This is a genomic window from Sporosarcina sp. CAU 1771 (assembly GCF_054482775.1).
This window is the reverse complement of sequence record NZ_JBTLRN010000003.1, coordinates 69058-81052: the sequence shown is the minus strand read 5'-3', so window position 1 is coordinate 81052 and position 11995 is coordinate 69058. Positions and strand designations below refer to the sequence as shown.

At 38.3% G+C, this 11995-nt stretch carries 10 protein-coding genes; 2 read left to right on the top strand and 8 right to left on the bottom strand.

Annotated elements, in window-relative coordinates; all coding sequences use genetic code 11:
• Positions 1-19 precede the first annotated feature (19 nt).
• From ACXYMX_RS04300 to ACXYMX_RS04290, 3 genes are all read right to left on the bottom strand, one after another.
• Complete coding sequence (locus ACXYMX_RS04300) at positions 20-244, bottom strand: hypothetical protein (protein WP_459043005.1); 225 nt, start codon at positions 242-244, stop codon at positions 20-22.
• Between the two features lie 206 nt (positions 245-450).
• On the bottom strand, positions 451-2889 hold the full coding sequence (locus tag ACXYMX_RS04295) for a DUF2357 domain-containing protein (protein WP_459043004.1): 2439 nt from the start codon (positions 2887-2889) through the stop codon (positions 451-453).
• The gene (locus ACXYMX_RS04290; RefSeq protein WP_459043003.1) at positions 2861-4300 is read right to left on the bottom strand and encodes an McrB family protein; all 1440 of its coding nucleotides are present in this window, start codon (positions 4298-4300) and stop codon (positions 2861-2863) included. The genes ACXYMX_RS04295 and ACXYMX_RS04290 overlap by 29 nt, the downstream gene beginning before the upstream one ends.
• A gap of 289 nt (positions 4301-4589) precedes the next feature.
• Here ACXYMX_RS04290 and ACXYMX_RS04285 point away from each other — a divergent pair, with 289 nt between their 5' ends.
• On the top strand, positions 4590-5372 hold the full coding sequence (locus ACXYMX_RS04285; protein ID WP_459043002.1) for a hypothetical protein: 783 nt from the start codon (positions 4590-4592) through the stop codon (positions 5370-5372).
• Between the two features lie 17 nt (positions 5373-5389).
• Positions 5390-5548, top strand: a complete 159-nt coding sequence (locus tag ACXYMX_RS04280; protein WP_459043001.1) for a hypothetical protein — start codon at positions 5390-5392, stop codon at positions 5546-5548.
• A gap of 166 nt (positions 5549-5714) precedes the next feature.
• Here the strand turns inward: ACXYMX_RS04280 and ACXYMX_RS04275 are convergent, their stop codons facing one another.
• The 5 genes from ACXYMX_RS04275 to ACXYMX_RS04255 form a co-directional block, all read right to left on the bottom strand.
• Positions 5715-6965, bottom strand: coding sequence for an allantoate amidohydrolase (locus ACXYMX_RS04275; RefSeq protein WP_459043000.1), 1251 nt, complete (start codon positions 6963-6965; stop codon positions 5715-5717).
• A 54-nt stretch (positions 6966-7019) separates the two neighbouring features.
• Positions 7020-8267 carry an allantoate amidohydrolase gene (locus ACXYMX_RS04270; protein ID WP_459042999.1) on the bottom strand — a complete coding sequence of 416 codons (1248 nt, stop codon included), beginning with the start codon at positions 8265-8267 and terminating at the stop codon, positions 7020-7022.
• Between the two features lie 133 nt (positions 8268-8400).
• Positions 8401-10047 carry an ABC transporter substrate-binding protein gene (locus tag ACXYMX_RS04265; protein WP_459042998.1) on the bottom strand — a complete coding sequence of 549 codons (1647 nt, stop codon included), beginning with the start codon at positions 10045-10047 and terminating at the stop codon, positions 8401-8403.
• A gap of 30 nt (positions 10048-10077) precedes the next feature.
• On the bottom strand, positions 10078-11007 hold the full coding sequence (opp4C, locus tag ACXYMX_RS04260) for an oligopeptide ABC transporter permease (RefSeq protein WP_459042997.1): 930 nt from the start codon (positions 11005-11007) through the stop codon (positions 10078-10080).
• A gap of 15 nt (positions 11008-11022) precedes the next feature.
• A complete protein-coding gene (locus tag ACXYMX_RS04255; RefSeq protein ID WP_459042996.1) occupies positions 11023-11973 on the bottom strand; it encodes an ABC transporter permease in 951 nt (316 codons plus the stop codon).
• Between the last annotated feature and the right edge of the window lie 22 nt (positions 11974-11995).

Below are 11995 nucleotides of genomic sequence, written 5' to 3'. Positions count from 1 at the left end.
TTGAGTCTCCATTTCTAATTTACTGATACTCTTTTTCAATAATTTTTTTAAGTTGATTAATTGCTTCTCGATCGAATTGCATAATTTGGCTGGCCTTACCTTTAAATTCTCTATTCTTGGAGCCGTATGTAGTTACCTCAATATATTTTTCCCCTTTAACGTTAAGGATATTATACGTTGCTTCTACTACTTCATGAACCCTTGAATTTCTAGTTTGTCGTTCCATTTTATTTATCAATGCCATGCCATTTCCCCCAATCCTTCATAATATCTCCACTTAAAAATTAAGCACCAATTTAATAACGTGATTAACATACAATAGAACTTCCCGAAGCGGCCCATAAGACGCATCTATTCACTATTTATGATATTTCACATTTGATAGTATAAGAGGTTTATTTTCTTTAATATTATCATTTTCTCTACCTGCAAAAGTTTTAAGATCACCTACTAGTTTGGATATATCAATTCGACCATACGTTTAAAAATGAATGATTCATTATCTAGTATCATTGCCATGTCTATACTCTCACTGAAATCCTTACTTATAAAGCTTAAACGACGCGTCTCATGATGAATTTCCAATTTGTATTTGTCGAATTCGAATGATTTGACCCTGCTTGCTTCATCCACAAATACGTTGTCCAAATTCACTTGAACGTCATTTGAAATTCGTTGTACCATTTTCCAAAGTATTTTTTCTTCAAGGGTTTTTGAAAATGTATTTGTGAGTGAATCCGCTCGCAAAAAGTTATTCTTATTAACAGTTGCATGATGATGAATGCGATATCCTTTACCCTCAATTAGTTTCTTTTGCCACCGGTTGACTTTAAATTGAATAGTTAGCTTATCAATTTCAATATTCGTTACTTCTGCATAGTAACGAATGCACATCGATTCATCCTCATACACCGCGATGTATTGTATGCGTTGCCAACCTTCTAGCAATTCCACAGCTGACATATCATAACTTTTAGCTGATATTAACTGTTGCAATTCTTCTTCACTATTTACAGAAATAATCAACACTTGATCTACCGAATATGGGTCTCCTTTTTCTTCAAGTGATCCTTTCGGCAATATCCCTTCAAGCTGTAATTGTTCGGGACTTTTATTCAATAAGTTGTCAATAAAACGATCGACTAATTCCATAGCATTCGGTAAAAAAGGAAGCCCACCAATATTAACGCTATCAATACTGCTGTAAAGTGGATGCCCTTCGTAACTTTGCTCTTCATTCCATGGAAATAAAACATAAGCACCAAATGCTGTGCGTTCATATCTGCCATCCGTATTGACTACAATCGAATCGCGGTAACGGTGCATTGTATTTATATCGTCTTGCATTGGACCCGGGATATCAGGGTTTGTCTCTAAGTCTAATCGATATTTCGCATCGAAAATATACTGATATTGATACTCTTTTCCCTTTTTTCCAATACTCAACATGGTATCTGGTTTCTGTTGTACAGTCGGTACACGGTTGCTAGTCGTGTCAAATTGGTACTTCAACGTTATTGCCTCGTTCGTTACAGGATGCACATACTTACGTTCAGCTGTTCGTGATTTATTCAGATTAACAAAAAGCCCATCCGAATTAACCTTTACAATATCCTGGCTTATCGGTATACACTTTTCATCTAACAATCGACCTAACTTTAAGAATGTCCAGTATTCATATAATGTCGCGATATCTTTAACAGACATCTTATAGATCTCACCTTGAAGTACAATACTTTTACTAATCGTCGTATACACTTGCAGCACATTACGGTAACCTGGAGCCATTTGCAATACCAGACTTACTACGGAGCGATCTAACTTCCCAATACCGCGCCAGAATAAGTTTTTCTCTCTTTTTTCTACCCATTCTATCATCGAATTTAGGTTTGCCACTAGATCATTATCCATCCTGCCATATCCTCTGCAATAAGCTTTCTCTACAACCCGTTTTAAATCCTTTAAGCGGGTAACAATCCTATTCATTGTCCATTTTACGTATCTGTTTTCATGTGTATCTGCGGTATGCTCCTTCTTTACTAATAAGCCTTTGGTCGGCATCACACTTCTGCCATGAATGGATATACCATTTGGAACTTCGACAAACTTACCTGCATTTTTACGCAGGTAAGACAGAGATCTTGGGTCTTGCCGCCTTAACTTATCCCCACGCACTTCCACATAATTTTTTCTCAATTGGTGGTGTGATCTCTTCTCAATATGTTCAATCGCACGTTGATACTGACCATAATGCAATTCGATTAGCCGATAGAACTCTGTTAATGAAGGCTCTTTATAAATTTTGGCACTGCCCTGTAAATAGGTACGTTTAATAAAATGATACGCAAGATTATAGATCTCCTCATTCACTTCATCCAACAATGCTTTGTAATCCTTTTTATAATCTAACTTTGTTGGAAACACCTCTAAAACTACCGATAATAGTATTCGCTGATGATTCCCACGAATCTCAAAAGATGTTAATCCCACTTCGTTTCGAAAATGCAATGTTCCTGTTAATATATCTCTTCTAGAAATTTTATTTACCGCATTCCTAAATTCCGGGAATTCATGATAAAATGATAACTGCTCATCTGTTTTAGGTAGGATAATGATTTCATATCGTCCATTTTCAAAGAAGATAGGTAAAAGTTGTTGATTTGTATAAGGAATAAGTTCTTCTGTTATGGCATTATATATTTGAACTTCATCTAAATTCTTCGCACGGCACTGAAATTGCATCGAATCCTCGACTTTGAAAGACATATGCTCACGAAGTTTGTTATATTGTGGATGCGCTGCGGCTCCTTTAATTATGCACGTCAATTCAGGCGTCTCAATGACTACCAATTCCTTGTCCTTAGGAGATCCAGAAAGACGTGAAACCATCAAGGTGATACCTCCTCAACATCTCCGCTACTTTTTTCGTGCTACGGGGATATCTAACAGATTCCACAACATTTTCGGCATCATAAGGTAAATCAGATAACCATTCAAACAATTCATTCAGTAATTTATCTATTCGCCCATCACTACCCGTAATGCGCGGCAAGATCTTTTGCATTAGACAAAAATCAAATGCCTCATCCTCTTCCAATAATTCCATGTTCACATTATGTACCATGTAGAAACAAATCTCGTCACGCACACGGTATCCAATATGTGCGTTCAACGGTTCAAGCAAGTTATTAATTTGCGATAACTTCCTTGAGATATCCTCTATAAACGGTCGATCCGTACTATATATATCCTTCAATGAGATATAATCTGCGGCCAATTGCTTATTTGAAATCCGTTGTATATCTACCTGCTCCTGATCGGCAAGGAAGTCGAAGTTCTCCAAATAAATTTCATTGAATTCAATTGTATTTGCTCGGTCCAATACTTTTTTACTAAACGCATGTGTAGTCTCATCCATATTGACCGTGCCAATAATATAAAGGTTTTCTGGTAAATGTAAAGGCCGGCCAACATACTTTTCATCTAATAAATATGATGTAGTAATTTGATCTCCAACTCTTTTACGACTCTCCATAACGCTTAAAACATCACTAAAATAATATTCCACTCGTGCCAGGTTCATTTCATCAAGGAGAACAATATGCGGTAAATCAGGATGATCCATCGCATGCTCAACCATCTCCGTCAAAGGACCTTTCTGAAATTCATTCTTTAAATCCACATATCCCAATAACTCTGAGCCATCACTCCAGTCTGGCCTAACTGGAATTAATTTAAATTGTCCATTCTCCTCTGTTGCACCTATACTTTCTGCGAACAACTGCGCAATTTTTGTTTTTCCAGTCCCTGAGATACCAGAGATAATGACAAAAGGTTTGCTTCGTATGGAAAGATATAGGTTTTTGATATTTGGTAAGGAATAGTTAAAACCCATGGAAGTGATGTAAGAGTAGATATTTGAAACTAAATCGATATTTTGTAAAGGTTCCAGTTTTGATAATGTTACTTCATTTACTGTAGAAACCTTGCCTTGCTCTTTTAAGCGCAAAAGTGTTTCTATCTTCGTATATTTGATAGGGTTCCCAGACCCTTTATGTATATCCCCCACATCCAAACCAATTAATTTATCTCTCAATTCGTTAGTTGTTACACGACCTTGTAAAATATAACGCGATGGGTTTCTTTTGGGTATCTCTTCTTCATACCCTAAGAAATCAAAAACCTCGATAATCTCATTCCGAAAAACCGCACAATAATACTTTAAATCTCTCGTTTCTGTTTTCCCGAAGCTAGCTACCCAACTAAAACTTGTCGCTTGATAGAGTTCTTCAGGTGACATGTCTTCTTTATATGTTCTATTGATCTTTATTAAGACTACATCCTCAATTAGATTATTGATAAATAACTCCCCCTTTAATACCTTCCTACATCCCTCACTTGATTTGATTTCAAATAATTTCAAACATTATATATATATTCATTCTCCTACATCTGATACTCACTTACAACTATCTTCCAAACTTGTCCAATATAGATTATGTAGAATTCTGTCGTCTTCCAAGTCTTCGCAACACCCCGTAGAAAAATAATTTAGCCGTATGTATAGTACCCGTGAGGAGGGAGTACTAATGAAAACATGTCATACGTGTAGGCGTCAGATCTTTGAGGTGCCGTTTAGGTGGCACGGTGGGTTGGAGATTTTTTGTGGGGAAGCTTGTTTGCCTGAAGGAATGTTAGATGAACCTCACGCGCTTGCGTATTCGGATTTACTGGCGATGTATAACGAATATGTGGAGCGACTCGCTGATGTTGAGAATTGGAGCCAACGTGACGAGTTGCTGAGCGAGATTGATTATTGCGAAGGACAGTGTGCTGAGTATGTTTTAGGGGATAGTGAAGGGTTTTATTATAAGAAGAGGTTGAGGCATTTGCATCAGTGGTTTACTGACCTTTACGATAAAACGGCGAACTATTTGTTGAACTGGGATCATTACCAGTTTGACACGGGACTTATGATTTACTGGAAAGGGATTATACAAGATTCTTCTAAAGAAGTGGCTGTTGCTTTGCAGATGAAGTTAGAAGCTTACATGAAGGAGAATGACCTGCAACCTTTGCACTTACATGAACACCCTTTCGATGCGCTTCATACAACGGAAAGTATTTTGGTGTTTCCACAAAGTGAATTTTACAAAGACTCACTAGGTCAAGAGGCGTTGCAAGATATGTACGAGATTTGTGTCGACTTTTTTGATGAATCACCTGTGAGCGCCAACTTTCACTTGGATGTCTGTATCGAACTCACAAAGCTATTTACGTGCCCACTTTGTAGTTGCCTAGAACCCATTGATGGTGCCGCGATAAGCGAAGATCACCAAATTTACGCTTGCGATTATTGTTCCACTAAATGAAAGGAGGAGAGATTGATATGAAAATTTATTTTTACTACGATGGTGAAGAATTTGAGAAGTCCTATGAAGATGATTTTCGGTCTGCTAAAATTCGTGAAGAAATACGATCAGAATGTTTACAGAAAGGGAAAACGCACAAGGAGATTCAAGAAGCTTTCGATGCGTTTGGTATTTAATCGTTAAGTTAGGTTGATCGTTGAATATGTGCGTGACGTGAAAATAAGCGTTCCCCATTTAGAACTTGAAGCGCATATCAACATTATTATTTAACGAAGCCCCTAATTATAAAAAATCGAGCGCTTGGCTTCTTCAACTGAAGTTCCCATGCGCTCGGTCGTTTGTTTACTTTGCCAGTGATAGAACTGTATGCAATAAAACATTCGTTGCCTTTTCTATATCTTCATAGGATGTGAACTCTCCTGGACAGTGACTTAGTCCCGCTTTACTCGGCGCAAAAATCATCGCTGTTTTCGTTATATCATGCATGAATCTTGCATCATGAAGAGCGGGACTTGTTATTGATTGATAGGAATAACCAAACGAAGTAGCAGCTTCTTCGATTTTCTTTAATATCTCCTCAGAAAAATAAGCACCACTTATATACGACGTTTGAGTAAACTCCATACTCACATCTCGCTTTTCCAGTATTCGTTCAAATTGCTCTTTGATCAGTTGAACTGCTTGCGTTTTAACTTCTTCGTTTATATGTCGAACTTGGAACATAAATTCAACCGTCTCAGCTGTAATGCTTTCCACAGAAGGACTCACCTGAAATACATCGACCGCCGTGACCAAGTCTTCGAATTGCGCCGCCACACCATCAATTGCGAGTGCCATTTCAGATGCAGCAAGAAGCGCATCTTTTCGGTGATTATTTGGATACGCTCCATGACTCGATTTACCTTTCACAATGACTTTATGTCTTTTTGAACCTTTAATCCCTTGAACAATTCCGATTTCTTTTTGGTTCTCTTCAAGGAATGGGCCTTGTTCGATATGAAGTTCTATAAAGTATTCGACATTCGACGGACGGTGTTCTTCCTTACCCATAAACCCAATTTCTTCTAGGCTTTGTTCGAAAGTAGTTCCATCTTTATCTTTAAATCGATAAACGTATTCCTTCTCAAAGTTTCCCGTAATTACCCCAGATCCTTGCATCGGAACAACACCAGGTCCTTGTGAAAAACGCTCACCTTCTTCATTGGTAAAGTTCACTATTTCGATTGGTCTTTCTGTTTCGATTTGCTGATCGTTTAACGTGCGGATAACTTCTAGAGCAGATAAGACACCTAAAACACCATCGAAACGTCCGCCTTTTGGAACAGAGTCGAGATGCGACCCGATCATTATAGAACCTAATTCCTTATTGCTTCCTTCTCTTCGTCCATAGATATTCCCAAGGTCGTCAACTCGAACTTGCAACCCCTCATCTTCGAGCCACTTGATAAAAATGTTTCTCATTTCCTTATCCTCTTCAGTTAAAGCCAGCCGTGTAAGTCCTCCGTTATCTACAGCCCCTATTTTAGAGCTCACTTCAAATGTTTCTTTCAACCTCGATAAATTAACTTGAAGACTAGCAGTAGAATTTTTCATCGATTAGACCCCTTTAGAGTTATTTTTTACACAGTAACTTACTGGCATACTTTCTTACTTTTCTTGCAAAAGAGAGAGCGCTTCTTCCTCAGCTAATTTATGGACCAAGTTTAATAAGACGTCTGCACCTTTTTCAATATCATCCCAATTGGTCTCTTCATCTGGGACATGACTTTTTCCATCAATACTTGGAACAAAGATCATTGCCGCAGGACATAGATTATTCATATACATTGCAACATGTCCCAATCCACCAATCATTCGTTTGATTGGATACCCTAGGGAATCTGCCGTTTGAACAATATCCTCACTTAATTTCGGTGAAAACGTAGTCGGTTTTATAGATAATAATTCTTTTACTTCCATTTGAACCCCATCAACTTTAGCTATTTCATAGAGTCCTTTGAACAACTGATCCTCTAATTTCGCTCGGTCTAGGTTTTCATCACGCGCATCAATCAGAAATGTCACTTTTCCAGGGATCATATTAACAATTCCTGGTTCAACGTTTACATCTCCAACGGTTGTAATGCCATTTTTACCAATTGCCTTGGCAGCTTGCTCGACTTCCACAATCATTCTTGCTGCTGTGGAGAGCGCATCTTTCCTTTTCGACATCGGTGTAGAGCCGGCATTGTTTTCTTCACCCGTAATCGTTACTTCAAAACGTTCAATCCCTACAATTTTTTCTACGACTGCGAGAGGTAGGTTTTCTTGTTCAAGGATGGGGCCTTGCTCAATATGGAGCTCGATAAAGGCTTCTGCGTCAACTAGACGATTCTTCTTTTCGCCTAAGTACCCAATCTTTTCCAATTCTTCTCGAAAGGTTTTCCCGTTTTCATCTTGAGCTGCATGAACGGCTTCAATCGAATAATCTCCCGACAATACCCCACTTCCGCCCTTCATCGGTGCAAATCGAAATCCTTCTTCATTCGTAATATTCACAATCTCAATTGACCTTTTTGTCTCAATCGAATGTTCCCTTAAGGTTTCGATAACTTCTAACGCACCGATAAGACCTATCGTGCCATCAAACTTCCCGCTATTAATAACTGAATCGAGATGGGATCCAATGACAATTGGCTTTGCAGTAGAATCCGTTCCTTCTTGTCTTCCATATACGTTTCCTAGATCATCCACTCGAACAGAAAGACCTGCTTCGCTTAACCACTCTTTCAATAAATCTCTTGCTTCTTTATCACTCGAAGAAAGTGCTAACCTCGTTACCCCACCATCTTGAGTCGCACCAACAGCTGACATTTCCTCAAATTTATGTTTCATTCGTTCTAAATTAATTCGCATAGTATCCTTCCTTCCGTTGAAATTGCATATCTACCAGAGACCTGCTAAAAACCTAGAGAAAAAGGGCAATTTTCCTTGGATAGAAAATTGCCCTTTTAATTATAACTACATTAGCATGAATACTTAATTGGTGTTAGTTTCCTCCACCAACAGACCATTTGTGTAGGTCATAGTGATACCCGACAGCTCTTGGCTCCCCGAATTTAACATCTTCAGAGATTGCAGAGAATTCATGGTCAGAGTATAAAACAAGATTCGGCATGTCTTCGTTCCATAATACTTGAAGCTCATCATAAATTACTTTTCGTTTTTCTGGATCCGTCTCATTTTTTCCTTGTTCAAGTAATTCATCAGATTTCGGATTGTTATAATTCATATAGTTATAAGCACCTGTAGACCCATAAAGTGTTGTAATATCTGGATCTAGCGTGAACTTCATACCGTATAGTAACAAATCAAAATCTCCAGACATTGCTTTTTGATTGACTGTCGGGAAATCAAAAGTCGCGATTTCTACTTTTAATCCTACCTCTTGCAGGTTTTGTTCAATGATCGATGCTGATTGTTCTCTTACTTTATTTCCAATTGGAACAACTAAACGAAGTGTTTTACTCGTATCCCAACCAGACTCCGCGATTAACTGCTTTGCCTTTTCAACGTCATGTGTAAATTGCTCTAAGTCTTCATTTAAATATGGGCTGATAGATGTAAAAGGTCCATCAATTACTTCTCCATATCCCTTCAATAGCTTATCAACAATTAATTGACGGTCTACAGCATAGGCAATTGCCTGGCGAAGCTTTGTATCTGTGATTGTTTCATTGTTTAAAAACATCGTTTGGAAAGCTGCTGATGCTTCGTTCTTTACTCTTACATCAGGGAAAGCTTCAACTGTTTCATAATCCTGTACTGCCACCGCACCAATAAGAGGTGTATTCATATGAACTTCTCCAGTTTGAAGCTGCGCGACAATATTTGGACCTGGCATAACTTTTACAAAGATTTTTTCAAGTTCTGGCTTTCCAAAGTAATAATCTGGATTTGCTTCAAATTCAACATATTGATCCGTCTTGTACTGTACAAATTTGAACGGGCCATTCGTTACATTAGGATTTTGCATAAATGGGTGTTGTGATAGTTTTGCTGGATCTACATCACCTAAAATATGCTTTGGAGCAATAATGATTTTAATGCCGATCTGCTCTTTAACCATAGCTGGATCGTATGGTTGTTTTGTTTTTATTTCAAGTGTTTTTTCATCGATTACTTTTATGGATGAAATTTCTGTTTCACCTTCTGGTAATTTACCGTTTTCCTGCAAACCGTCTAACGATGCAATGTAACCACCAAAAGTTGTTTCAACTACCGGGTTGGCAATCATATTTAACGTATATGCAACATCATCTGCAGTTACAGGTACGCCGTCCGTCCAATTGGCATTCTCATGAATCTTGATTGTATAGGTTTGATTATCTGTTGTCTCAAATGATTCTGCTAATCTAGGTACAAAATTCAAAGGGCCATCCATGTCTAATAACGATCCGAACATGAAATTGACGAGCCACGATGATGTTGTGTCAGATGTATTTATCGGGTTAAGTAAAACAGGTGCATTTGTCACTCCGATGAATAATGAGTTATCGCCCGATTTTTCTTCTGAACCACTACTGTTATTTCCTTCTGCCTCTTCCGTTTTCTCTGGCGTATCACTACTACATGCAGCTAGTACCATTAATGACATAATTACGATAACGCCCATAAAATATTTAAATGACTTCATCTTGTTCCCTCCAATATCTTTTTTGTATTCTTAACGCAAGCTTTTTGGATCCATTGCATCCCGCAATCCATCACCTATAAAGTTAATAGATAAAACAGAAAGCAAGATCATCAAACCTGGCGGGATCCATAACCAAGGTTGTGATGCTAAAACTGTCAGTGACTGAGCATCGATCAACATATTTCCCCAACTTGCCGTAGGCGGTTGGACGCCCATTCCAAGAAAACTCAAGGACGCTTCCATAATAATTGCGTAGGCAATCCCAAACGTTGCGTTAACTAGAATAGGTGCTAGACAGTTCGGCAAAATATGGTTAAACAAAATCTTTGGGGTTGAATAACCCAGTGCTACTCCAGCTTTCACATAATCCATTTCCTTTACGGAAAGGACACTTCCTCTTACTAACCTGGCAACCGCTGGCCAACCAAGTAAACCTAGCACCAAAATTATGTTAAATAAACTTGGTCCTAAGATACTTACTAAAACAAGAATAACCATCAAGAATGGGAAAGACATAAATACGTCAGTAATGCGCATAATGACCATATCAACCCATTTACCAAAGTACCCGGCGACTGCACCAAGAATCGTTCCAATAAAAACATAAATCGATACAGCACCCAAACCTACTAATAAAGAAACTCTAGATGCATAGATCAAGCGGCTTAGGATATCTCGTCCTACCTGATCCGTACCAAGTAGGTGTGCACTAGAGGGTTTGGCTTCAAATTCTCCGTTCATACTATAAGGGTCCATTGGGGCAATCCACGGTGCAAAGATAGCCATCAACGCGATTATCGTAAATAGGACCAGACCTGCGACAGCAAGTTTATGCTTTAAAAAACGTCTTTTTATTAATTTTAAATAACTTTCTTCTTCTCCAAGATTTTCAAGGACAACAGTAGCATCTTGTCCATTAATCTGATTCTTATCATTTGCATATAATTTGGGTAGATTCATTTTTCCCCCTACTCTCTATTCATATTTAATACGAGGATCCGCTACAGAATAGAATATGTCTGTTAATAGATTTGAAACTAAAACTGCTAGAGCAGCAATAAAAGTTAATGCCATTAGAGTTGGATAATCACGTGACCCAATGGATTGAATCATCAATTGTCCGAGTCCAGGCCACTGAAAAACTTGCTCTGTAATTACTGCACCACCTATTAACAAAGGGATTTCCATTCCAATAATTGTGATTATCGGGATTAGAGCATTACGTAAGGCATGTTTATTTGTTACGACATATTCCTTTAACCCTTTTGCACGTGCTGTCCGTAAATAATCTTGACCCATTACTTCAAGCATGCTTGAGCGGACATATCGAACTGTACTGGCAGCAATAGCTGTACCAAGTACCGTCGCCGGGAGGATTAAATGCCTAAATGTATCTACAATCCCGTTATCTCCTCCCAACGTATTCATTCCACCTGTTGGTAAAATTGGAAATACGATGGCGAAAACATAAAGTACGCCTAGTCCTAAGAAAAAACTTGGTATCGAAACGCCTAAAAACGAAAAGGTGGTTGTCAGATAGTCAATCCACGAGTACTGTTTTGTTGCACTAAGAATCCCTATCGGAATGGCAATCAGATAAGCAATTACAAGGGCGGTTCCGATGAGTAATATCGTCGGACCTATTCGCTCTGATATCCTATCTACTACAGGTTCGTACGTTGAATAGGAGTACCCGAAATCCCCTTTCACGACATTTTTCATCCAATAATAGTATTGAATATGAATCGGTTCATCTAATCCTAGCGCCTTTTTCTTAATTTCAATATCAGCCTCAGTTGCATATGGGTTCACATGCATATCTACCGGGTTCCCGGGCGCCATGTTTATGATAAGAAAGTTGAATATGGTTACACCGATTAAAACAGGAATCGCAATTAAGATTCGTCTAATGATATATTGAAACAATGGGTTCCCTCCCTTATGGATA